Below are 21,831 nucleotides of genomic sequence, written 5' to 3' on the forward strand. Positions count from 1 at the left end.
GGCGGTTACGCCGCCATCCGGCAATTTCAATTCTGCTCCGCTACCAGGATAGCCTGAGTATCCGGTTCCAGCGCTTTAAAGATATGCGCCTGGTCGCCGGGATAACAAATATAATCGCCCTCCGCCAGCTCTTCCGGCGCCTCGGTTAAGCCGACGAGGGCTTTTCCCTGCGTAACAATAATATGTTCCACCGACCCCGGCGGATGCGGGTGAGAGATCCGGTCGGCCCCCGGCTGCGTCAACAGCAGATAGATATCACGCCGCGCGCCGGGCGGACACGCCGCCAGTAATATCGCCTGATAATGCGCCTGCTCCGCCACGACTTTGGTGCCCTCTCCGCGGCGAATCACCTGCGTTTTTTGTACCTGCGGCTCCAGCAGCCTGGCAAAGGGAATGTCGAGCGCGACGCATAGCGACCATAACGTCTCCAGACTGGGGTTGCCGTTCCCTGCTTCCAGTTGTGAAAGCGTAGATTTAGCGATGCCTGCGCGCCGCGCAATCTCCGCCAGCGACAGTCCGGTTCGCTGGCGTTCGCGTACCAGACTTCTGGCAATGACGCTAATAGGTTGTGTCATAAAGCATCCAACGTTCACTATAACGAACGAAATGTTCGTCTTGTAAAGCAAATCTGTTCCGTTCATTATAATGAAAATTCGTTCGATATGACTAAAGAAGATGAAACACTATTTTTCCTGTCTCAAGGGAGACACGATAAAAGCGATATTTTTAGTGTGCCTGGCCGTGGGCGTCGTCGGCATGTCCTATGGCTCACTGGCGATGGCCTACGGTTTCCCACTGTGGGTGCCGTTTGTCCTCTCTATTTTTGTACTGGCGGGCGCGTCCGAATTTATGTTTATCGGCATTGTTGCCAGCGGCGGCAATCCGTTAGCGGCGGCGGCGGCAGGACTGCTGGTGAATGCGCGCCACGTGCCGTTTGGCGTAACGGTGCGCGATTTGGTTGGCACCCGCGCCGCCAGCTTTTTCGGCTGCCATATTATGAATGATGAGAGCGTGGTGTTCGGCCTGTCGCAAAAAACACCCGAACAACGTAAAGCCGCCTACTGGCTATGCGGTCTGGGCGTCGCCCTATTCTGGCCGATTGGCACACTGATTGGCGCAGGTGTCGGCAAACTGCTCCCGGCCCCAGAAACCATCGGTCTGGATGCCGTATTCCCGGCAATCTTACTGGCGCTGGTGATCCCGGCGTTTAAAAACCGCACCACATTGATTCGTGGTTGCAGCGGCGCCGCGCTGTCGCTTGCCGCCGTTCCCTTTGTGGCTGCCGGATTGCCAGTGTTGCTTTCGCTGCTTGGCCTACTGGCGAGGAAAAAATAATGGGCAATATGACGCTATTTATTATCGGTATTGCTCTTTTGTCTGCGGGAACCTATTTGATGCGCCTCGGCGGCGCGAAACTTGGCAGCCGTCTGGCGCTGTCTGAGCGTTCACAGGCGCTGCTCTCGGATGCGGCAACGGTGCTGCTATTCTCCGTCGCGCTGGCGACCACCTTTTACGAAGGCGAACATTTTGCCGGAATGGCGCGCGTTCTTGGGGTTGGCTTCGCCGTATTTTTAGCCTGGCGTAAAATGCCGCTTATTGTGGTGATTATCGCCGCTGCAGTGGTGACCGCGTTATTACGAATGGCGGGTATTAATTAACGTCTTACAGAACAGTTGGACGTGACACCCTATAAGTGATGAAGGCTGGGCCGCCCTATGCTGAAGTGGCCCAGAATTTTCGCACCAGGGGGATAAATGCTTTCCATATAAATGCCGATCCTCAATGACACTACCAGTACCTTCCAGCGTGACGTCAACATCTTGTGATAGCTTCAGATTACTGGTTTTTCTAATAACTCTCTTTAGTTAATGTTTACGTCAGCTATTTTTACGGATATTGCCTGATGAAGAATACATGAACGAAAAAAGCGCCTGATCGGCGCTTTTTATTGGCGTTATAGCGTAATTTTATAGGCGCTTGCGCCAGCCTGCACGGAGTTAATGTGCCGTCACTCAACGCAGGCGGTTATAATCATCCACCATCTCGTTATAACTTCTCAACGACGCCGGATAAGAATCCGCAACCATCCATCCTGTTGCAGGGTCCTGCACCCGTTTCTTTTCAAAATCAGAATACTCAACATTGTCTCTGATGCGACGAATATATTTTTTAGCTTGTAGCTGATAATCAGCCGCAGAGCTGATGAAAGAAGAATTACGGCCATCAGTATTCACTTCTTTCAATTGCGCAATCATTGTTTCCAGTTCCGCGACTTTTTTCATCATCGCTTCGGCATCAAAGGTATCGGCAGAAATAACCTTGTTGATCTGCTTTGCCGAAATCATGACAGCCAGAGAATAATAGTTAAATGTTTTACCTTCCGCTTCTTCTATTCTCTTCAACTGTGTCAATTGCCGCCTGTCATTTATTTCCTGAATAGCCTCATGATATTTTTCCGAGACGGGTTTAAAATCCTCGATATTCTTCAGTAATGTCTGATGCAGCGCCTTACCTTTAGCAAAGGCATCATCTTTATAGTTTTCCTGGGTATAATATTTTTCCATTTCGTTAATGGTATTACCCAGCGCGGCGGCGCTATCAATATAGCTAACGGCAACGCCATCAATAGGCTCAAGTAATGGCGTTAAGGCGGCCACCTGTTTCATCTCTTTCTGGCAATTCGTTATGTAAGACTCCGTAATACCATAAATGCCATAAACCAGGCTCTCTTTCCCTGTCGGACCTTTTTTAAAGTCTTTCACCCAATCCGCGTAACGCGCCAGACTACGCTGAACGGGCAATTGAAGTTTGTTAAAACAATCGATATAGACATCCATTTTTTCACTATAAACTTCTTCAGCGTCAACCTCCGGCTGAGCTGGCGTTTCTGGTTTCGCCGCCGGGGGCTGAGTTGCCGTTTCTGGCTTCGCTGCTGGGGGCTGCGCTGGACTTTCGCCAGATTGCGTTTCCGGAGTCTGAGAAGGCGCTGGCGTCGCAGGCTGACTGCTGGCGGCCGGCGTCGCCTCGGTTTTAACATTATTGTCATCACATCCTGTTGCGCCCAGGGTCATTAGCGCAATGATTATCGCTGAGGATAATAAATTCCTTTTCATTTAATTGCCTTTTGTATATTTACGTTGGGGTTCTCTTATTTTAACGAACACATTGATATTGATAATGTTAATTATAATGAAATATGGATTAAGTATTTTTTGTGTTGAATAAATCACATACCTGTTTTTTTTCATTAAAATGAATCTGTAAATTTCAATGATATTATTTATAGGTTATTCTAATGAAAAAGGATTTGTTATCATCAATTATTATCGCTATGCTGATGACTGCCGGGCTAAGCGCTTGTGATGAAAAAAAAGCGGACGAACAACCTGTAGCTCAGAGTGCGGATTCATCAGCGAGCAATACACAATCCACATCAGCGGAAAGCGCAGATGCGAACGATGTTCTTAACCAAAAGCTGAATGTTTACATTGATTGTTATAATAATCTCCAGGCAGATATTTACCGTGCTGTAAATCGTTATGCTAACACATTCGACGATTTCCGCACCGGTCCTACCGGTAAGGAAGACGATCCCTCTCCGCTGGTTCCTGTGTATCCTGCATTTATCCAGGACTGCCGGAAAGACATCAAGGCGGCGGCTGAATTAAAGCCGGCGTTTGCCTCTCTGGATAGTGCTGCTCTGGCATTTATTAATGCGGCTGGGCCACTAGCTGAAACAATCAATAGTATGAATAAATACTATGATCAAGATAACTTCAAGGATGATGCCTTTGCTGGCGCTAAAGCGTTCCATAAAACGTTTATAAAACAGTTCGATGAGTTTGATCCCATTGCGAAGAAATATATCGCCGAGATTACCATTATGAGTGGGCAGCATGCGGCTAATGAAATTAAGGCGACCGAGAAGAAAGAAGGTAAATCCATTAAGTACTATACGCTTTTGACGATGCAGGAAGCCGAGACGCTTAATGACGCTGTAGCTGATGCTTCTTTTGATGTGGCGGCAGTAAGCAAACAGCTCGCTGATTTTGAAGAGCATACTCAGAAGCTAAACGAGAAGATCAACGTTGATATAGATAAACATCGTAGCTTCCCTGGTTTTATTTCTGAGCTGGAAAAATTCCAGGGCAAGGTGAAAAAACGCATTCGGCGCGTGCGCGATAACGTGGCGTATACCTCGCATGAGCAGGACTACCTCAATAGCGGCAGCGGCGATATGGTAGATGGTTCTTATGAGGCTGTGGTTAAAGCTTATAACGAACTCATCGACACCTATAATGGCTATCATCTTGAGCGTGAGTTCTAAGCTTTTCACGCTGCAAATCGCGTGCATATAACCGCTAAACTGAGCAAATAAGTCGTTAGCGACTGTCGAAAGAGCGCCCCAGAGGCGCTTTTTTCGTTCGAAGTATTACCGGGTAGCAAGCGCCTCGTGAATGGCTGGAATAAGCTGCGGCCCAGCATAAAAACGATTAAAACCTGTATGGCCTCGCCACTATACGTGATTCCGTTATCAAGAGAGGCTGTAAAATTGAGAAAATATATATTTTCCGAAAATGTAGAGGGTACTATTTTAGTCTGCGATTAACCGCTGCGGATGGGTATAAATCGTCGCCCGACCCGGCTTACAGAACCCCACCAGCGTAAGATTACACCGTTCAGCGACGTCAACCGCGAGCGTGGTGGCAGCAGAAACCGCAAACAAAATTTCCACACCGCACATCGCCGACTTCTGCACCATTTCGTAACTCGCACGACTGGAAACCAGCGCCGCGCCTTGCCGCCATTCCTCACCTTCCGTAGCGCGGCGGCCGAGCAGTTTATCCAGCGCAACGTGGCGTCCGACATCTTCATGGCCCCCCGCCAGTTCACCCGACGGCATGACCCACGCCGCAGCGTGCGTACACCCCGTCAGCCTACCCGTCGGTTGAAAATCATTCAGATGTTTTAACGCGCGATCAAGGTTACCGAGATTAAACGTTTGGCTAAACGGCAGCGGTTGCACCGGCTTACCGATGTCATTGAGCTGTTCCACGCCACATACGCCGCAACCGGTACGTCCGGCCAGCGCGCGACGACGCGCTTTCAGCCCCATAAATCGACGGCTGGAAAGTTCAATCTGCACTTCAAGTCCGTTACAGGACGGCACAACGTCCATGCCATAGATTTCACGCGGGCTGTCAATGATCCCTTCCGACAGAGAAAACCCCATTGCGAAATGCGTCAGATCTTTCGGAGAGGCCATCATAACGACATGCGAAATGCCGTTATACACCAGTGCCACTGGCACTTCCTCGGCAACATCATCAAGTTGGGGGGACTGCAAATCCTCGCGTTTCCAGAGAGTCAACTGGCGTGAGGTTGTGAAATCAGTCACATTTAGGACTTCTTCAGACAGTATATTGTTCACTTTCTTTTAACCATATAAGAACACACACACCAACATTATGGTATTCTGTTACAACTCCTCCCGGATGGAGGAAAATTTATCCAATTCTGAACCTTTGCGGGCCCGTCCGCAAAGAAAAATAACAACCACTCCCTGAGCGTTTCGGATAGAGAAATGTGAAAGAGAAGTGACAATGTCGAAACAAGGAGCAAACCATGCAGGTCAGCAGAAGGCAGTTCTTTAAGATCTGCGCTGGCGGTATGGCAGGCACCACGGCGGCGGCACTGGGCTTCGCGCCCGGCGTAGCGCTAGCGGAAACACGGCAATATAAACTGCTGCGCACCCGCGAAACCCGTAACACCTGCACCTACTGTTCCGTTGGCTGCGGGCTGTTGATGTACAGCCTCGGCGACGGTGCGAAAAACGCCAAAGCATCTATTTTCCATATCGAAGGGGACCCGGATCATCCGGTAAGCCGTGGCGCGCTGTGCCCGAAAGGGGCCGGTCTGGTGGACTTTATCCACTCTGAAAGCCGCCTGAAATTCCCGCAATACCGCGCGCCGGGTTCAGATAAGTGGCAACAGATCAGTTGGGAAGAAGCGTTTGACCGCATCGCTAAACTGATGAAGGAAGATCGCGACGCCAACTATCAGGCGCAGAACGCCGAAGGCGTTACCGTTAACCGCTGGCTCACCACCGGGATGCTGTGCGCTTCCGCATCCAGTAACGAGACGGGTTATTTAACGCAAAAATTCTCCCGCGCGCTGGGTATGCTCGCGGTCGACAACCAGGCGCGTGTCTGACACGGACCAACGGTAGCAAGTCTTGCTCCAACATTTGGTCGCGGTGCGATGACCAACCACTGGGTCGACATCAAGAACGCCAACCTCGTCGTGGTGATGGGCGGTAACGCCGCAGAAGCTCACCCGGTCGGGTTCCGCTGGGCGATGGAAGCCAAAATTCACAACGGCGCGAAGCTGATTGTGATCGATCCGCGCTTTACGCGTACCGCGTCGGTGGCCGATTTCTATGCGCCAATACGCTCTGGTACTGACATTGCCTTCTTGTCAGGCGTGATGCTGTATCTGCTGACCAACGAAAAATACAACCGTGAATACACCGAGGCCTATACCAATGCCAGCCTGATCGTGCGTGAAGATTTTGGCTTCGATGATGGTCTGTTCACCGGCTACGACGCAGATAAGCGGCAGTACGATAAAACCAGTTGGCACTATGAGCTGGACGAAAACGGTTTTGCCAAACGCGATACGACACTGCAACACCCGCGCTGTGTCTGGAATCTGTTGAAACAGCATGTCTCACGCTATACGCCGGACGTGGTAGAAAATATCTGCGGTACGCCGAAAGCGGACTTCCTGAAAGTGTGCGAGTACATTGCAGAAACCAGCGCAAAAGATAAAACCGCGTCGTTCCTGTACGCGCTGGGCTGGACGCAGCATTCCATCGGCGCGCAGAACATCCGTACTATGGCGATGATCCAGCTTCTGCTCGGTAACATGGGGATGGCGGGCGGCGGCGTTAACGCCCTGCGCGGTCACTCCAACATTCAGGGACTGACCGACTTAGGACTGCTGTCGCAAAGTCTGCCGGGCTACCTGACGCTGCCGAGCGAAAAACAGACCGATTTGCAAACCTATCTGGCTGCCAATACGCCGAAGCCATTGTTGAAGGATCAGGTCAACTACTGGGGCAACTATCCGAAATTCTTCGTCTCGATGATGAAGGCCTTCTTTGGTGATAAAGCGACAGCGGAAAATAGCTGGGGCTTTGACTGGCTACCGAAGTGGGACAAAGGGTACGACGTGTTGCAGTACTTCGAGATGATGAAACAGGGTAAGGTCAACGGCTATATCTGCCAGGGCTTTAACCCGGTGGCCTCATTCCCGAACAAAAACAAAGTGGTCGCGTCGCTTTCCAAACTGAAGTACCTGGTGACTATCGATCCGCTCAACACCGAAACGTCCACCTTCTGGCAAAACCACGGTGAGTCGAACGACGTTGATCCCGCAAAAATCCAGACCGAAGTGTTCCGTCTGCCTTCCACCTGTTTTGCCGAGGAAAATGGTTCCATCGTTAACTCCGGTCGCTGGTTACAGTGGCACTGGAAGGGCGCGGACGCCCCGGGAATTGCCATGACCGACGGCGAAATCCTCGCCGGTATCTTCTTACGCCTGCGTAAGATGTACTCTGAACAGGGCGGCGCCAACCCGGAACAGGTGTTGAATATGACCTGGAACTACACCAAACCATACGAACCCGCCTCTGAAGAAGTGGCGATGGAAAGTAACGGTAAAGCGCTGGCCGATCTTATCGACCCGACAACTGGCGCGGTGGTGGTGAAGAAAGGTCAACAGCTCAGTTCGTTCGCGCAACTGCGCGATGACGGTACGACGTCCAGCGGCTGCTGGATTTTCGCCGGTAGCTGGACGCCGGAAGGCAACATGATGGCGCGTCGTGATAACGCCGACCCGTCTGGTCTCGGCAACACGCTGGGCTGGGCATGGGCATGGCCGCTTAACCGCCGCATCCTCTATAACCGCGCCTCCGCCGATCCGCAGGGTAATCCCTGGGACCCGAAACGTCAGCTACTGAAATGGGAAGGCGGAAAATGGGCCGGATGGGATATTCCGGACTACAGCGCCGCCGCGCCCGGCAGCGACGTCGGACCGTTTATCATGCAGCCGGAAGGGATGGGTCGCCTGTTTGCCATCGATAAGATGGCGGAAGGGCCGTTCCCGGAACACTACGAACCGTTTGAAACGCCGCTGGGCACTAACCCGCTGCACCCGAACGTTATCTCTAACCCTGCCGCCCGTATCTTTAAAGACGATGCCGACGCGCTGGGTAAAGCGGATAAGTTCCCGTATGTCGGAACCACTTACCGTCTGACCGAGCACTTTCACTACTGGACCAAGCACGCGTTGCTTAACGCTATCGCCCAGCCGGAACAGTTTGTGGAAATTGGCGAGAAGCTGGCGAATAAGCTCGGCATCGCGCATGGCGATACCGTGAAGGTCTCCTCAAACCGCGGCTATATCAAAGCCAAAGCGGTGGTGACCAAGCGTATTCGCACGCTGAAAGCGGACGGCAAGGATATCGATACCATCGGTATTCCTATTCACTGGGGCTACGAAGGCGTGGCGAAAAAAGGCTTTATCGCCAATACGTTAACGCCTTTCGTCGGTGATGCGAACACGCAAACGCCGGAGTTTAAATCCTTCCTTGTGAACGTGGAAAAGGTGTAACGGAGACGACCTATGGCTTATCAATCGCAAGACATCATTCGTCGTTCCGCCACTAACGGTTTCACCCCCGCGCCCCAGGCGCGGGACCACCAGGAAGAGGTGGCGAAACTCATCGACGTCACCACCTGTATCGGCTGTAAAGCGTGTCAGGTGGCGTGCTCCGAGTGGAACGACATCCGTGATGAAGTGGGCAATAACGTCGGGGTGTATGACAACCCGGCGGACTTAACCGCGAAATCCTGGACGGTGATGCGCTTCTCGGAAGTGGAACAGAACGACAAACTGGAGTGGCTGATCCGTAAGGATGGCTGTATGCACTGCGCCGATCCCGGCTGCCTGAAGGCCTGTCCGGCGGAAGGGGCGATCATTCAGTATGCTAACGGTATTGTCGACTTCCAGTCCGAGCAGTGTATCGGCTGCGGCTACTGTATCGCTGGCTGCCCGTTCAACGTGCCGCGCCTTAACCCGGAAGACAACCGCGTCTATAAATGTACGCTGTGCGTCGACCGCGTGACCGTGGGGCAAGAACCGGCCTGCGTGAAGACCTGTCCAACCGGCGCCATTCATTTTGGCTCGAAAGAGGATATGAAAACGCTGGCGGGCGAGCGGGTGGCGGAACTCAAAACCCGTGGTTATGACAACGCGGGTCTGTACGATCCGGCGGGCGTAGGCGGTACGCATGTCATGTACGTGCTGCATCATGCCGACAAGCCGAATCTGTATCACGGCCTGCCGGAAAACCCGGAAATCAGCGAAACCGTTAAGTTCTGGAAAGGCGTCTGGAAACCGCTCGCCGCGTTCGGTTTTGCCGCGACCTTTGCCGCCAGCGTCTTCCACTATGTCGGCGTCGGTCCGAACCGCGCGGAAGAGGAAGATGACAACCTGCATGAAGAGAAAGACGAGGTGCGCAAATGAAACGACGTGACACCATCGTGCGCTATACGGCGCCGGAACGCATCAACCACTGGATCGTCGCCTTCTGCTTCGTGCTGGCGGCGGTGAGCGGGCTGGGCTTTTTATTCCCATCCTTCAACTGGTTGATGCATATCCTGGGCACCCCACAACTGGCGCGAATTCTGCACCCGTTTGTGGGCGTGGTTATGTTTGCCTCGTTCATCATCATGTTTTTCCGTTATTGGCACCACAATCTAATCAATCGGGATGATATCTTTTGGGCGAAGAATATTCGTAAGATCGTCGTCAACGAGGAAGTGGGTGACACCGGGCGTTATAACTTCGGTCAGAAATGCGTATTCTGGGCGGCGATTATCTTCCTGGTGCTGCTGCTGGTGAGCGGGGTAATTATCTGGCGTCCGTACTTTGCGCCTGCTTTCTCAATCCCGGTGATCCGATTCGCGTTAATGTTGCATTCTTTTGCCGCAGTAGCGTTAATTGTGGTTATCATGGTGCATATCTACGCCGCCCTTTGGGTGAAAGGCACCATTACCGCGATGGTGGAAGGCTGGGTAACCCGGTCGTGGGCGAAGAAACATCACCCGCGCTGGTACCGAGAAGTCCGCAAGACAACGGAAAAAGAAACTGAATGAGTATTCGCATAATCCCGCAAGATGAGCTGGGGTCGAGCGAGAAACGTACGGCGGATATGATTCCGCCGTTATTGTTCCCCCGACTCAAAAACGTCTACAACCGCCGCGCCGAACGTCTGCGCGAGCTGGCTGAAAATAACCCGCTGGGCGATTACCTGCGCTTTGCCGCGCTTATCGCGCACGCACAGGAAGTGGTGCTGTACGACCATCCGCTGGAGATGGATCTGACCGCACGTATTAAAGAAGCGAACGACCAGGGCAAGCCGCCGCTGGATATCCACGTGCTGCCGCGTGATAAGCACTGGCAAAAACTGCTGCATTCGTTAATTGCCGAGCTAAAACCCGAGATGAGCGGCCCCGCGCTGGCGGTGATTGAGAACCTGGAGAAAGCCTCAGAGCAGGAGCTGGAGCAGATGGCCAGCGCGCTGTTTGCCTCGGATTTTGCCTCCGTCAGCAGCGATAAAGCCCCGTTTATCTGGGCCGCGCTCTCCCTTTACTGGGCGCAAATGGCCAGCTTGATCCCAGGCAAAGCCCGCGCGGAATACGGTGAAGCGCGCCAGTATTGCCCGGTGTGCGGTTCGATGCCGGTCTCCAGCATGGTGCAGATCGGCACCACGCAGGGGCTGCGTTATCTGCACTGTAACCTGTGCGAAACCGAATGGCATGTCGTGCGCGTAAAATGCAGTAACTGCGAACAGAGCCGCGACTTACACTACTGGTCGCTGGAAAATGAGCAGGCTGCGGTGAAAGCCGAAAGCTGCGGCGATTGCGGGACTTACCTGAAGATTCTGTATCAGGAAAAAGACCCGAAAGTAGAAGCAGTGGCCGACGACCTCGCCTCGCTGGTGCTGGACGCGCGCATGGAACAGGAGGGCTTCGCCCGCAGTTCCATCAACCCGTTCCTGTTCCCGGGGGAAGGGGAATAAGTTCTCTGGTATACCGGCTAGCAATCTACGTTAGCCGGATCATTGCTCAATAACGCAATGCTTGTATAACGTTTCTCGGGTCGTTGGCAATGGCGCGAAGTAATGCTTTGGCTGGCCCTGTCGGTGAGCGTCTTCCTTGCTCCCAGTTGCGCAGCGTATCCACGTTGACCGAAATCAGTTCTGCAAACTTAGATTGCGACAACCCAGATGCCTGCCGTATTTCTTTAATCTTCATTGCATCAATATGAAAGGTACGAGAAGGCTTACGGGTCCCTTCAATGATTTCATTCATTTGAGACATACTTTGAGTTAATCGCTCAAATAACACTTTATCCATCTACCACCTCTCATTCAGCATACGAAGCACCGCTTTTTCCTGCGGCGTGAGATCATCTTTAATGCCTTTTTGATAAATCAGAAGCAAGCGAATCTCATACCGTTGACTACGGTGAAAATAGATAATTCGCACGCCACTACGCTTTCCTTTGCCTCGCGATCCCCAGCGCATTTTTCTCAGGCCGCCCGTTTCCTGAATGACATCACCACAATCTGGATGCTGAGCCATAAAAACCTGAAGCTTATGGTATTCATCCTCATCGAGCAGTTTTTTAACATCTTCAGTAAAGAGTTCCGTTTCTATAAATTGCATATTCCATACGCCATTGGCTTATAGTAGTGAAAATAATCTATACGTCAATGGCGTATAGCATCATCGTTTCACAGTACAAAAATTAAAAACCCAGCGCCAACCGCATTCCATTTTTTGCGAACCTCTATCCAGAATCATCATCCCCTCGTTTCACCACTTTCCATCCCCAACGAACCAGGTTATAAACTGTACATACATACAGTCAAAGGAGCGTTATATGCCACTGGAAAAAGGAATTGCCGAACTGGTCGCTGGGTTTATCGCCGCGGGCCGTCCCTCTTCACGAGAGCAGAATATTGATGACCGGAGAGCGGGCTATATTGCCAGCACAACGCTGGCGGGTGAGAAAGAAATTCGGGTGAGTTCGGAAGATATCGTGCTGGAAGGGATGACATTTCGCGTCGTTTCGCCGCCAAACGCATCCGGTTCTCTACCCTGTATCCTCTACTATCACGGCGGCTGTTTTGTTAGCGGCGGCTTTCTGACTCATGACCCCCAGCTACGGCAACTGGCCTGGAAAAGCGGCTGTAAGGTGATTGCCATTCAGTATCGCCTTGCGCCAGAGCACACCTTCCCTGCGGCTCATGACGACGCTGAACGCGGGGCCAATATCGTCCATCAATACGCGGAACAGTTAGGCATCGATCGTGAACGTATCACGCTTGCTGGCGACAGCGCAGGCGGGCACCTGGCATTGGTCAGCGCGCTACGCCTGAAATCCACCGCCCACTGGTCTCCGGCGAAGCTGCTGTTGATCTACCCGATGCTTGACGCTACTGCCAGTTTCCCCAGCTATGCCAGCAACGGGCAAGACTACATCATCACCCGCGATACGCTGTTATCGGGTTTCGAAATGTATCTCCAGGGTACCGACCTCCGCCACCCGGAAGCCAGTCCGATATGGCGTGAAGATTTTGCCGGTTTACCGCCGGTGCATATCCTCACCGCAGAGTTCGACCCACTGCGTGATGAAGGCGAAGCGCTATATCACCGTCTGAACGACCAGGGCGTGGCGTGTACTTGCCAGCGCTATCTCGGTGTCATCCATGGCTTTTTCCAGCTCGGAGGCGTGAGCCAGGCGGCACGAAGCGCCATGCGAGATGTGGCCTGGCGTGTTGTAAGTCCATCAACAGGCAAAATGACCTAAAATTCAATTTTGTTTTCAACTTGAAAACTGGATAACGTTGCGCTAAATTGTTTTCAGGTTGAAAACTTTGTAATGGAACTACATTGTGCATGTTATCAGCCGAAAACCGTTCAATGAAGCGATGCTCATGTATCCAAACCATGAGCTTGCTCTCACTGAGTTGCTGAATGTTCTGGAGAAAAAAACATTCACTCAGCCTGAAGAGATGAAGCGGTATATTCCTTCACTGGATAATTTTAAGTACAGAGATAAATGGTGGGTGATTGATGTTTCTGGTAACAGCCTGAGACTCATTTCCTACATAGATTTCAGGTTACATAAGATATTTGTGAAACATATCGTTTCCCATGCCGAATATGACAAACTGACCGCATATTATCGGGGTAATAAAGAATGAGAACTCATCGTCAGATGGATGCAACCAGCGCAAAAAAGATCGTTGATACCTTCAGCGATGCGGTAAAAACCGTCCCACTGATGGGGGAAGACCGAAATGACAATGAGTATCGCAGGGCACTAGCGCTAGTGGAGTTTCTGGTCGACCACGACGATCTTGAAAACCCACTATTTGAATTGCTCTGTGCCCGAATCAGTGAATACGAAAAACATGCGCCGGAATTCAAAGCACTCAACCAACACCTGGAGAAAACGCCCCCTGGCGTTTCAGTATTGCGAACGCTCATGGATCAATACGGTCTCAAAGCAGCAGATCTTGCCAACGAACTTGGTTCTAAATCGAACGTCAGCAACATCTTAAATGGCCGCAGAGCACTAACGGTTAATCATATTAAAGCGCTTACACAACGCTTTAAACTACCAGCGGATGCCTTCATCGAGTAGTTGGATATGTCCAGCTACTCCTCCTCATTCCCGCCCTCTTCATACGGGCCGAACGGTTTCGCGGGTAGTACGATATAAATGCCTTCGAAAATTGCCCCAGCGGTCTCGCCGCCCAACAGTTCAACCTGCAACTGGACACGCGCTTTTTTACCCCGCGCCAGCCTGTCCAAATCACCGCTTAGCGACCCCAAATCAGCCACGGCGTTTGGCTTTCCGCTAATCGGTTTACTGTAGCGAATATGGGCGTCAGCAAGAATAATCGTCCCGCCCAGGTGGCGTTCACGGAGCATCAGCCAGATAAGTCCCCATCCGGTCAGCGTCGCCAGGGAGAACAGGCTGCCGGCAAACACCGTGTGATGCGGATTTTGATTACCGGTTTCCGGCATCGTGGTGATAAATTTTTGCCCGGTGTACTGCTGAATGCGCACCCCCATCTTTTCACTCAATGGAATGTGCTCATACCAGGCCTGCTGAAGCTGCCCGCACCAGTCGCCGCGATGCAGGATATCATCCAGCGATGCTACCGGTTTAATCATTAGAAAATGGCGGATTGGCGTGGTTGTGGGCGTAGTAATCTCCCCCTGATTGACAAATCCGAGTTTGGCAAAGAATTCAACCGCATCTTCGCGCGCGCTGCAGGTGACGCGCTTAACGCCTTCCTGGCGGGCGACAGACTCCAGGGTCATCGCCATTAATGTCCCCAGCCCTTTATCCTGTACCGAGGGATGTACAGCCATAAAACGAATAGACGCCTCGTTATCTGCATTGATATACAGGCGGCCCACTGCAACTAAGTTTCCTTCTTCGTCCACCACCATTTGATGGTGCGCCAACGCATCCCAGCCATCCCGTTCCGACCCTTTCGGCTGGTGCAGCGGTTTACGCAGCATCTCCCAGCGAAACTGGTAGTAACGTTCTAATTCTTCTTCTGTTTGCGGAACTCGAAGGTGATACATAGCCGTACTCTCTCTTGTTATCCGCGGCCACGCCGGAAGCTGACTCATACCTGGAGCCAGAATGTCACGGGACCGTCATTAACCAGCTCAACCTGCATATCGGCAGCGAAGCGTCCGGTTTGCGTGTTTATCGCCTGCTGGCGGCAGCGTTCGACAAAATATTCATAAAGCGCCTGCGCGCGATCCGGCGCAGCCCCGCCGGAAAAGCTTGGTCGCATACCGCGCTCGGTATCTGCCGCCAGCGTAAACTGCGATACCACCAGCACGCTGCCGCCAGCCTGTTGTACATTCAGATTCATCTTGCCGTCAGCATCGCTGAAGATACGGTATCCCAGCACGCGCTCGCACAGACGATTCGCTTTTTGTTCGTCATCTTCTTTTTCGACACCCAATAACACCAAAAGTCCTGGGCCGATTTCACCCGTCACCTCGTCCTCCACGGTGACGCTGGCACGGGTTACGCGTTGAATTAATGCAATCATGGTTGGTCAGCTTCTTCTTGTTCTGCGGCTTGTTTGAGTTTTCGGTATTCCCCGAGAGTGACAGTTATTTCTGCGCCAAGCAAGACTATACACCAGGTCCAGTATACCCAGACAAACAGGATAGGGATCACTGCAAGTACGCCATAAATGAGCTGATATGACGGGAACATGGTGATATAAAGCGCGAAACCTTTCTTTCCGGCCTCGAACAGCAACGCTGCGACAAACGCGCCGACAAGGGCGTCACGGTTCGGTACGCGAGTTGTTGGGACAATACTGTAAAGTAACCAGAATGAGATCCACGAGAGCAGCAGCGGAAGGATACGCAATACATTGTCGATGACCGTATTCAGATCGCTGGCCCAGCGTAAAGAAAGCAGGTAGGAGCTGATTGCCAGGCTGGCGCCGGCGAGAAGCGGGCCGAGCGTGAGGATCATCCAGTACACCGCAAAAGAGTACACTTTTGGCCGTGTGCGTTTGCTGCGCCAGATAGTGTTTAAGGCGCTATCAATGGCGTACATCAACAGCAATGCCGTCACAATCAGTCCACAGGCGCCCACCGCCGTCATTTTGTTGGAATTAGCGACAAACTGCTCAATATAGCGCTGAATCACGTCTCCGGTGGCTGGCATAAAGTTAGCAAAAATAAAATGGCGTAACTGAATGCTGACATCAGAAAACATCGGAAAAGCAGCGAAAAGGGCAAAAACGACGGCAATAAGCGGTACTAAGGAGAGTAATGAGACATAGGCGAGATTTCCCGCCAGAGTCGTCATATTATCCTCATCGATACGCTGCCATAATAGCTTGAGCCAGGCCCGAACAGGGCGCGTATGGCGTCCAGCTTTTTGGTGAACGGTTTTTAGCATAACAGCTTCGCGAAATAGTCAGGGATGGTGGCTTTATCCTTCACCAGAATGCTGGTGATCCCCAACTGGTTGGCCCCTTCTATATTATCGGCATTGTCGTCGAAAAAGACCGCATCGGCAGCGGAAAAACCTTCTTTCTGCAGGACGTGCTGATAAATACGCGCTTCCGGCTTACGCATTCCCAAATCCTGCGATAAATAGATATGGTCGGCGGCAGCGCGCACCTCCGGGTATTCCTCCGGCCAGAAGTGGGTATGCAGTCGGTTAGTATTGGATAGCACCACCACGCGATGCCCCTGCTCGCGCAGTTTATGCATGATAGCAATCACTTCGGGCCGTAATCCGACAAATACCGCCTGCCAGCCGTGCGCAAATTGTTCATAACTGAGCGATAACGCCATTTCATGACAGAAAGCTTCAGCAAACGCTTCGTCCGTTATCTCACCGCGTTCATGTTGGTGAAAAGTCTCGCCCATCGTAAATTTTTGCTTCAGCGAAGCCAGCGGTACTCGACTCAGATCGCTCCACACACCTAATACGCGGTTAAAGTCGATGTCGACAATCACATTACCTAAATCAAAGATGTAGAGCATGTCATTCTCCTTGCTAACCGGGGATGAATAACTGTAGCGGGAAAGGAGAAGTTTGACTATGTATCCCTTTATAAATCAATTAACAAAAAGACAATAGAAACGCAGACGATGTTCAATATCGCCTGCATCACAGCGCCGTTTTATTGGCCGGATAAAGCGCTGACGCGACCATCCGGCGCAAGGGCGCTTGTCACGCTGAAACGGCGTCGTCCAGCGAAGGACTCACCTGAACCACTTCGATTTGCTGGGATTGAAGTAAATTCTGTAATGCCGGACCTGGATACTCGTCCGTAAACAGAGCGGTAATCTGTGACACATTGCCGATCTCAACCGCCGCAGAAGCATGGTATTTCGTATGATCGGCGGCCAGTAGAATATGTCGCGAGTGGGCCATCATGGTTTTCACTACGCTGGCTTCGTTGACATCAAACTCCAGTAACGCGCCATCGCTCTCTATCGCGCCTACGCTGGTGACGAGATAGTCCGCCCGGAACCCCGCCACAAACGCCGCCGCGGATGGCCCGATAATGCCGCTATTATGCGGGCGCAGCGTGCCGCCAGGCACCATCACTTCAAAACGAGGGTTATTATAAAGAATGTGCGCGACGCGCAGGCTATTGGTGATAATGCGCAGATGATTATGGTTGAGCAGCGCGCGCGCCACCTGCTCAACCGTCGTTCCAATCGTGATAAATATCGTGGAGCCATCCGGAATATAGTCAGCCACGGCTTCCGCAATGGCTTTTTTCTCTTGCGTCCAGGAGACCTCTCGCTGCTCAAAGGCGGTATTGACCACACTGGACGCTCTGCCGGCGCCGCCGTGATGACGCGTAATCAGCCCCTGCTCGCTTAATTTACGAATATCGCGGCGAACCGTCTGGGTAGAGACCTCCAACAAACTGGCTAACTCATCGATATTCATATAGCCGCGCTCATCAATAAGCATTAACAGCCGATCGTGTCGCGGATTACCGGTCAGTTCGGTAAGACTCATGAGCATTCCTCTAAAAGCTTCCTACTGCTCATATTATACAAAAAGTGACAAGAAAGATCGGGTTTGCTCACAATCAGGGATACCCGCCCGGCCACCTGGGCGCGTACACTTCAGCGCGGCAACGCCGCTGGCGAATCTGACAGCCTCTTCGATGGCGTATCCGCTTGCCAGGCCAAATGCCAGTGCGCCATGAAAAACATCGCCCGCGCCGGTAGTATCCACCACCTCCACGGTAAAACCCGGTTGGTGGCGTACCGCCGCTTTTTCCAACCAGTTGCAGCCTTCACTGCCTCGCGTGACATAGACATGTCCATTTGTGAGCATTTGTGCTTTTTTTAGCGCATCAATGGCTTCGCTCATCCCCGTCAGGCGTGCCAGCCCTGGCTCGGAGAAGGCGGCGTGGTCGCTTAACGCCACCAGCTCGCTAATATCCTGCGGCGTAATATCGCCATCAAGAACAGTCATGACGCCAGCCTGACGCGCCAGCGTAAACGCCTGTTTTGCGCCGTCATGCCAGCGCACATCCGCCAACACCACATCCCACTGCGAAAAATCGATGTCGTTAAGCCAGTCGGCGTCAGGTAATAAATCCGGGCTGGGATAATTAACGATAATCCGCTCTCCTTTGGCATCCACCATAATCGCTGACTGCGACGACATGGCCTGCGTGTAGCGGCGGGTATAACGGGTATTTACCCCCAGGGATTCCAGTTCCGCCAGCAGGCTGTTTCCGGTGTCGTCATCGCCCACACGGCCAATAAAGTCCACCTGCGCGCCCAATTTCGCCGCAGCCACGGCAGCGGTCGCCGCAGGCCCGCCGCCCACTTCCGTATAGCGCTTCGCCACATATTTACCCCCTTCTGTCGGTAATCCTTCCACGTAATAGATGCGATCCATCACGGTAATACCTACACAAGCAATACGAACCATGGTCATTCCTCAAGCATTTTCGATGTGCTCATTTTAATTTCACGAAATGTTTAAAAAGTGACGGCTGTCAATTTTTTGACTATAAATTACAAATACGATCACAAACAGACATAAAAATGCTCATTAATGACAAAAAATGACACCACCGTGTTCAGGAGAACGATATGGCAGTTATAGCATTTATCGGGTTGGGACAGATGGGCTCTCCTATGGCGAGCAATCTGCTAAAGCAGGGCCATCAACTCAGCGTCTTCGATGTTAATCCCGACGCCGTACAGCGTCTGGTAGACAAAGGCGCGCAACCTGCAAGCAGCCCGGCTCAGGCAACCATCGGCGCTGAATTTGTTATCACCATGCTCCCGAACGGCGATCTGGTTCGTTCCGTTTTGTTTGGCGAGCAAGGCGTTTGTGAAACTCTTTCCCGTGAAGCGCTGGTCATTGATATGTCCACTATTCATCCGTTGCAAACCGATAAGCTGATTGCCGACATGCAGAGCAAAGGGTTCAGCATGATGGATGTGCCGGTAGGCCGGACATCCGACAACGCGATTACCGGCACATTGTTGCTGCTGGCAGGCGGTACGGCGGAGCAAGTAGAGCGCGCTACCCCTGTTCTGATGGCGATGGGTAATGAGCTGGTCAACACCGGCGGCCCGGGAATGGGTATTCGCGTAAAACTGATCAACAACTACATGAGTATTGCGCTAAATGCGCTCTCCGCCGAAGCCGCCGTGCTGTGTGAAGCGCTGGGGCTTTCCTTCGACGTGGCTTTAAAAGTGATGAGCGGCACTGCCGCAGGCAAAGGGCATTTCACCACCACCTGGCCGAATAAAGTGATGAAAGGGGATCTGTCTCCCGCCTTCATGATCGATCTGGCGCACAAAGATCTTGGCATCGCGTTGGATGTCGCCAATCAACTGCACGTACCGATGCCGCTCGGCGCCGCCTCCCGTGAAGTTTATAACCTGGCGCGGGCCGCAGGCCGCGGTCGGGAAGACTGGAGCGCCATCCTGGAACAGGTGCGCATCAGCGCCGGGCTGACCGCCAACGTAAAAAAGTAACGACTGTATAAAGGAAAATTGAATGAACAACTACACCATCAAAGACATTACGCGAGCGTCCGGCGGGTTTGCCATGCTGGCTGTCGATCAGCGCGAGGCGATGCGTTTAATGTTTGCTGCTGCTGGTGCGAAAACACCCGTTGCCGATAGCGTGCTGACGGATTTCAAAGTGAATGCGGCGAAAATTCTTTCCCCGTATGCCTCTGCCGTTCTGCTGGATCAGCAGTTCTGTTATCGCCAGGCCGTAGAACAAAACGCGGTCGCTAAAAGCTGCGCCATGATCGTCGCGGCGGATGATTTCATCCCGGGCAACGGTATTCCCGTTGATAACGTGGTCATTGATAAAAAAATTAATGCGCAGGCGGTAAAACGGGATGGCGCGAAAGCCTTAAAACTGTTGGTGCTGTGGCGCAGCGACGAAGACGCGCAGCAGCGTCTGGATATGGTCAAAGAATTCAATGAATTATGTCACTCCAATGGTTTGCTGAGCATTATCGAACCGGTTGTACGTCCGCCGCGCTGCGGCGACAAATTCGATCGCGAGCAGGCGATTATCGATGCGGCCAAAGAACTGGGCGACAGCGGCGCCGATCTTTACAAAGTTGAAATGCCGCTCTACGGCAAAGGCGCGCGCTCGGATCTTCTTACCGCCTCACAACGCCTGAATGGGCATATCAATATGCCGTGGGTCATCCTCTCTTCCGGTGTGGACGAAAAACTGTTCCCTCGCGCGGTCAGGGTCGCCATGGAAGCTGGCGCATCCGGGTTCCTGGCGGGACGCGCGGTCTGGTCATCAGTGATTGGTCTACCGGATACCGAGCTGATGCTACGTGATGTTTCCGCGCCTAAGTTGCAACGTCTGGGCGAGATCGTCGATGAAATGATGGCGAAACGTCGTTAATACGAGGATGAAAGAATGAAATGGTTTAACACGTTGAGCCACAACCGCTGGCTGGAGCAGGAAACCGACCGCATCTTTAATTTCGGTAAAAACGCCGTGGTGCCGACAGGCTTCGGCTGGCTGGGAAATAAAGGGCAAATTAAAGAAGAGATGGGCACCCATCTTTGGATCACGGCGCGTATGCTGCACGTTTATTCCGTGGCGGCGTCGATGGGCCGACCGGGCGCTTATGATCTGGTCGATCACGGCATCAAAACCCTGAACGGCGCGCTGCGCGATAAAAAATACGGCGGCTGGTATGCCTGCGTTAACGATCAGGGCGTGGTGGATGCCTCTAAACAGGGTTATCAACACTTCTTCGCCCTGCTGGGCGCGGCCAGCGCCGTCACTACCGGGCATCCTGAAGCCAGAAAATTGCTGGATTACACCATAGAAGTGATTGAGAAATACTTCTGGAGTGAAGAAGAGCAGATGTGCCTGGAGTCCTGGGACGAAGCCTTTAGCAAAACCGAAGATTACCGTGGCGGTAACGCCAATATGCACGCCGTCGAAGCGTTCCTGATTGTTTATGACGTTACCCATGACAAAAAATGGCTGGATCGCGCTATCAGAATCGCATCAGTCATTATTCATGATGTAGCCAGAAATAATCATTACCGTGTTAATGAACATTTCGATTCACAGTGGAATCCTATCCGCGACTACAACAAAGATAATCCTGCCCACCGTTTCCGCGCCTACGGCGGTACGCCAGGTCACTGGATTGAGTGGGGCCGTCTGATGCTCCATCTCCATGCTGCGCTGGAGGCCCGCTTCGAAACGCCCCCCGCCTGGCTGCTGGAGGATGCGAAAGGTCTGTTCCATGCCACTATCCGCGACGCCTGGGCGCCAGATGGCGCAGACGGTTTTGTCTACTCAGTCGACTGGGACGGTAAACCTATCGTACGTGAACGCGTGCGCTGGCCGATTGTGGAAGCGATGGGTACGGCCTACGCCCTCTACACCCTGACGGGCGATAGCCAGTATGAAGAGTGGTATCAGAAATGGTGGGACTACTGCATTAAGTACCTGATGGACTATGAAAATGGTTCCTGGTGGCAAGAGCTGGACGCCGATAACAAAGTGACCACCAAAGTGTGGGACGGCAAGCAAGATATTTACCATCTGCTGCACTGCCTGGTCATTCCTCGTCTGCCACTGGCGCCGGGCCTGGCTCCAGCGGTCGCGGCGGGTCTCCTGGATATCAACGCGAAATAGGTC

Annotated in this window: 24 protein-coding genes; 13 read left to right on the top strand and 11 right to left on the bottom strand. The window is 52.4% G+C overall.

Translation table 11 applies throughout. The annotated features are described in order from the left end of the window. Positions 1–26: 26 nt before the first annotated feature. Positions 27–575 (bottom strand): helix-turn-helix domain-containing protein, encoded by a 549-nt coding sequence (locus tag K8W53_RS22545; RefSeq protein WP_001517951.1) that lies wholly within the window; start codon positions 573–575, stop codon positions 27–29. Between the two features lie 100 nt (positions 576–675). Here K8W53_RS22545 and K8W53_RS22550 point away from each other — a divergent pair, with 100 nt between their 5' ends. Continuing rightward, positions 676–1,335 carry an AzlC family ABC transporter permease gene (locus K8W53_RS22550; protein ID WP_000683586.1) on the top strand — a complete coding sequence of 220 codons (660 nt, stop codon included), beginning with the start codon at positions 676–678 and terminating at the stop codon, positions 1,333–1,335. After that, positions 1,335–1,658, top strand: a complete 324-nt coding sequence (locus tag K8W53_RS22555) for an AzlD domain-containing protein (protein WP_000527677.1) — start codon at positions 1,335–1,337, stop codon at positions 1,656–1,658. The genes K8W53_RS22550 and K8W53_RS22555 overlap by 1 nt, the downstream gene beginning before the upstream one ends. A gap of 354 nt (positions 1,659–2,012) precedes the next feature. Here the strand turns inward: K8W53_RS22555 and K8W53_RS22560 are convergent, their stop codons facing one another. After that, positions 2,013–3,113: a YiiG family protein gene (locus tag K8W53_RS22560; protein ID WP_000828048.1), complete on the bottom strand. Its 1,101-nt coding sequence runs from the start codon at positions 3,111–3,113 to the stop codon at positions 2,013–2,015. Positions 3,114–3,295: 182 nt separating this feature from the next. On the opposite strand from K8W53_RS22560, the gene K8W53_RS22565 reads away from it, so the two are divergent. Beyond that, on the top strand, positions 3,296–4,327 hold the full coding sequence (locus tag K8W53_RS22565) for a YiiG family protein (protein WP_023224802.1): 1,032 nt from the start codon (positions 3,296–3,298) through the stop codon (positions 4,325–4,327). A gap of 267 nt (positions 4,328–4,594) precedes the next feature. Here K8W53_RS22565 and fdhD read toward each other — a convergent pair whose 3' ends face one another. Further along, on the bottom strand, positions 4,595–5,431 hold the full coding sequence (gene fdhD / locus K8W53_RS22570; RefSeq protein WP_023224803.1) for a formate dehydrogenase accessory sulfurtransferase FdhD: 837 nt from the start codon (positions 5,429–5,431) through the stop codon (positions 4,595–4,597). 194 nt (positions 5,432–5,625) lie between these two features. Here fdhD and fdnG point away from each other — a divergent pair, with 194 nt between their 5' ends. Genes fdnG through fdhE form a run of 4 tightly spaced genes read left to right on the top strand, consistent with a single transcriptional unit; the run spans position 5,626 to position 11,149 of the window. Then, entirely contained in the window at positions 5,626–8,676 is a 3,051-nt protein-coding gene (gene fdnG, locus K8W53_RS22575) for a formate dehydrogenase-N subunit alpha (RefSeq protein WP_077915487.1), read from the top strand. Between the two features lie 12 nt (positions 8,677–8,688). Next, positions 8,689–9,591, top strand: a complete 903-nt coding sequence (gene fdxH, locus K8W53_RS22580; RefSeq protein WP_000331361.1) for a formate dehydrogenase subunit beta — start codon at positions 8,689–8,691, stop codon at positions 9,589–9,591. Continuing rightward, a complete protein-coding gene (gene fdoI / locus K8W53_RS22585) occupies positions 9,588–10,223 on the top strand; it encodes a formate dehydrogenase cytochrome b556 subunit (protein ID WP_000829025.1) in 636 nt (211 codons plus the stop codon). The genes fdxH and fdoI overlap by 4 nt, the downstream gene beginning before the upstream one ends. After that, entirely contained in the window at positions 10,220–11,149 is a 930-nt protein-coding gene (gene fdhE / locus K8W53_RS22590; protein WP_000027730.1) for a formate dehydrogenase accessory protein FdhE, read from the top strand. The genes fdoI and fdhE overlap by 4 nt, the downstream gene beginning before the upstream one ends. Positions 11,150–11,195: 46 nt before the next feature. Here the strand turns inward: fdhE and K8W53_RS22595 are convergent, their stop codons facing one another. Both K8W53_RS22595 and K8W53_RS22600 read right to left on the bottom strand, forming a co-directional pair. Further along, entirely contained in the window at positions 11,196–11,486 is a 291-nt protein-coding gene (locus K8W53_RS22595) for a helix-turn-helix domain-containing protein (RefSeq protein WP_000362052.1), read from the bottom strand. Next, positions 11,487–11,798: a hypothetical protein gene (locus K8W53_RS22600; protein ID WP_023138876.1), complete on the bottom strand. Its 312-nt coding sequence runs from the start codon at positions 11,796–11,798 to the stop codon at positions 11,487–11,489. Positions 11,799–12,015: 217 nt separating this feature from the next. On the opposite strand from K8W53_RS22600, the gene K8W53_RS22605 reads away from it, so the two are divergent. From K8W53_RS22605 to K8W53_RS22615, 3 genes are all read left to right on the top strand, one after another. After that, on the top strand, positions 12,016–12,945 hold the full coding sequence (locus tag K8W53_RS22605; RefSeq protein WP_001127698.1) for an alpha/beta hydrolase: 930 nt from the start codon (positions 12,016–12,018) through the stop codon (positions 12,943–12,945). An 85-nt stretch (positions 12,946–13,030) separates the two neighbouring features. Then, positions 13,031–13,342 (top strand): type II toxin-antitoxin system HigB family toxin, encoded by a 312-nt coding sequence (locus K8W53_RS22610; protein ID WP_000558166.1) that lies wholly within the window; start codon positions 13,031–13,033, stop codon positions 13,340–13,342. After that, on the top strand, positions 13,339–13,785 hold the full coding sequence (locus tag K8W53_RS22615) for a helix-turn-helix domain-containing protein (protein ID WP_001259011.1): 447 nt from the start codon (positions 13,339–13,341) through the stop codon (positions 13,783–13,785). The genes K8W53_RS22610 and K8W53_RS22615 overlap by 4 nt, the downstream gene beginning before the upstream one ends. 14 nt (positions 13,786–13,799) lie before the next feature. On the opposite strand, the gene fabY is transcribed toward K8W53_RS22615, so the two are convergent. The 6 genes from fabY to K8W53_RS22645 all read right to left on the bottom strand — a co-directional run bounded on the left by fabY (position 13,800) and on the right by K8W53_RS22645 (position 18,609). Next, positions 13,800–14,741, bottom strand: a complete 942-nt coding sequence (gene fabY / locus K8W53_RS22620; protein WP_001518251.1) for a fatty acid biosynthesis protein FabY — start codon at positions 14,739–14,741, stop codon at positions 13,800–13,802. Between the two features lie 44 nt (positions 14,742–14,785). After that, positions 14,786–15,223 carry a D-aminoacyl-tRNA deacylase gene (gene dtd / locus K8W53_RS22625; protein ID WP_000560969.1) on the bottom strand — a complete coding sequence of 146 codons (438 nt, stop codon included), beginning with the start codon at positions 15,221–15,223 and terminating at the stop codon, positions 14,786–14,788. Continuing rightward, entirely contained in the window at positions 15,220–16,092 is an 873-nt protein-coding gene (locus K8W53_RS22630; RefSeq protein ID WP_000921423.1) for a virulence factor BrkB family protein, read from the bottom strand. Before K8W53_RS22630 ends, dtd begins: the two co-directional genes overlap by 4 nt. After that, positions 16,086–16,685 (bottom strand): glucose-1-phosphatase, encoded by a 600-nt coding sequence (gene yihX, locus K8W53_RS22635; protein WP_000965695.1) that lies wholly within the window; start codon positions 16,683–16,685, stop codon positions 16,086–16,088. The genes K8W53_RS22630 and yihX overlap by 7 nt, the downstream gene beginning before the upstream one ends. A gap of 190 nt (positions 16,686–16,875) precedes the next feature. Continuing rightward, positions 16,876–17,679 (bottom strand): DeoR/GlpR family DNA-binding transcription regulator, encoded by an 804-nt coding sequence (locus tag K8W53_RS22640; protein ID WP_000059693.1) that lies wholly within the window; start codon positions 17,677–17,679, stop codon positions 16,876–16,878. Positions 17,680–17,712: 33 nt separating this feature from the next. Next, entirely contained in the window at positions 17,713–18,609 is an 897-nt protein-coding gene (locus K8W53_RS22645; protein WP_001520529.1) for a sugar kinase, read from the bottom strand. Between the two features lie 164 nt (positions 18,610–18,773). Here K8W53_RS22645 and yihU point away from each other — a divergent pair, with 164 nt between their 5' ends. The 3 genes from yihU to yihS are packed head-to-tail and all read left to right on the top strand — an operon-like array spanning position 18,774 to position 21,828. Continuing rightward, a complete protein-coding gene (gene yihU / locus K8W53_RS22650; RefSeq protein WP_000268248.1) occupies positions 18,774–19,670 on the top strand; it encodes a sulfolactaldehyde 3-reductase in 897 nt (298 codons plus the stop codon). A gap of 22 nt (positions 19,671–19,692) precedes the next feature. Continuing rightward, on the top strand, positions 19,693–20,571 hold the full coding sequence (gene yihT, locus K8W53_RS22655; protein WP_001067413.1) for a sulfofructosephosphate aldolase: 879 nt from the start codon (positions 19,693–19,695) through the stop codon (positions 20,569–20,571). Between the two features lie 15 nt (positions 20,572–20,586). After that, positions 20,587–21,828 carry a sulfoquinovose isomerase gene (yihS, locus tag K8W53_RS22660; RefSeq protein WP_023224804.1) on the top strand — a complete coding sequence of 414 codons (1,242 nt, stop codon included), beginning with the start codon at positions 20,587–20,589 and terminating at the stop codon, positions 21,826–21,828. The last annotated feature ends 3 nt before the right edge of the window (positions 21,829–21,831 follow it).

Origin of the sequence: Salmonella sp. A29-2 (assembly GCF_020150755.1) — a bacterium.
Lineage (GTDB): Bacteria > Pseudomonadota > Gammaproteobacteria > Enterobacterales > Enterobacteriaceae > Salmonella > Salmonella enterica.

Excerpts from the sequence above, each read along its gene's own strand:
- K8W53_RS22545 (WP_001517951.1), bottom strand. The coding sequence starts at position 575 with ATGACACAACCTATTAGCGTCATTGCCAGAAGTCTGGTACGCGAACGC.
- K8W53_RS22550 (WP_000683586.1), top strand. The coding sequence starts at position 676 with ATGAAACACTATTTTTCCTGTCTCAAGGGAGACACGATAAAAGCGATA.
- K8W53_RS22555 (WP_000527677.1), top strand. The coding sequence starts at position 1,335 with ATGGGCAATATGACGCTATTTATTATCGGTATTGCTCTTTTGTCTGCG.
- K8W53_RS22560 (WP_000828048.1), bottom strand. The coding sequence starts at position 3,113 with ATGAAAAGGAATTTATTATCCTCAGCGATAATCATTGCGCTAATGACC.
- K8W53_RS22565 (WP_023224802.1), top strand. The coding sequence starts at position 3,296 with ATGAAAAAGGATTTGTTATCATCAATTATTATCGCTATGCTGATGACT.
- fdxH (WP_000331361.1), top strand. The coding sequence starts at position 8,689 with ATGGCTTATCAATCGCAAGACATCATTCGTCGTTCCGCCACTAACGGT.
- fdoI (WP_000829025.1), top strand. The coding sequence starts at position 9,588 with ATGAAACGACGTGACACCATCGTGCGCTATACGGCGCCGGAACGCATC.
- fdhE (WP_000027730.1), top strand. The coding sequence starts at position 10,220 with ATGAGTATTCGCATAATCCCGCAAGATGAGCTGGGGTCGAGCGAGAAA.
- K8W53_RS22595 (WP_000362052.1), bottom strand. The coding sequence starts at position 11,486 with ATGGATAAAGTGTTATTTGAGCGATTAACTCAAAGTATGTCTCAAATG.
- K8W53_RS22600 (WP_023138876.1), bottom strand. The coding sequence starts at position 11,798 with ATGCAATTTATAGAAACGGAACTCTTTACTGAAGATGTTAAAAAACTG.
- K8W53_RS22605 (WP_001127698.1), top strand. The coding sequence starts at position 12,016 with ATGCCACTGGAAAAAGGAATTGCCGAACTGGTCGCTGGGTTTATCGCC.
- K8W53_RS22615 (WP_001259011.1), top strand. The coding sequence starts at position 13,339 with ATGAGAACTCATCGTCAGATGGATGCAACCAGCGCAAAAAAGATCGTT.
- fabY (WP_001518251.1), bottom strand. The coding sequence starts at position 14,741 with ATGTATCACCTTCGAGTTCCGCAAACAGAAGAAGAATTAGAACGTTAC.
- dtd (WP_000560969.1), bottom strand. The coding sequence starts at position 15,223 with ATGATTGCATTAATTCAACGCGTAACCCGTGCCAGCGTCACCGTGGAG.
- K8W53_RS22630 (WP_000921423.1), bottom strand. The coding sequence starts at position 16,092 with ATGCTAAAAACCGTTCACCAAAAAGCTGGACGCCATACGCGCCCTGTT.
- yihX (WP_000965695.1), bottom strand. The coding sequence starts at position 16,685 with ATGCTCTACATCTTTGATTTAGGTAATGTGATTGTCGACATCGACTTT.
- K8W53_RS22640 (WP_000059693.1), bottom strand. The coding sequence starts at position 17,679 with ATGAGTCTTACCGAACTGACCGGTAATCCGCGACACGATCGGCTGTTA.
- K8W53_RS22645 (WP_001520529.1), bottom strand. The coding sequence starts at position 18,609 with ATGGTTCGTATTGCTTGTGTAGGTATTACCGTGATGGATCGCATCTAT.
- yihU (WP_000268248.1), top strand. The coding sequence starts at position 18,774 with ATGGCAGTTATAGCATTTATCGGGTTGGGACAGATGGGCTCTCCTATG.
- yihT (WP_001067413.1), top strand. The coding sequence starts at position 19,693 with ATGAACAACTACACCATCAAAGACATTACGCGAGCGTCCGGCGGGTTT.
- yihS (WP_023224804.1), top strand. The coding sequence starts at position 20,587 with ATGAAATGGTTTAACACGTTGAGCCACAACCGCTGGCTGGAGCAGGAA.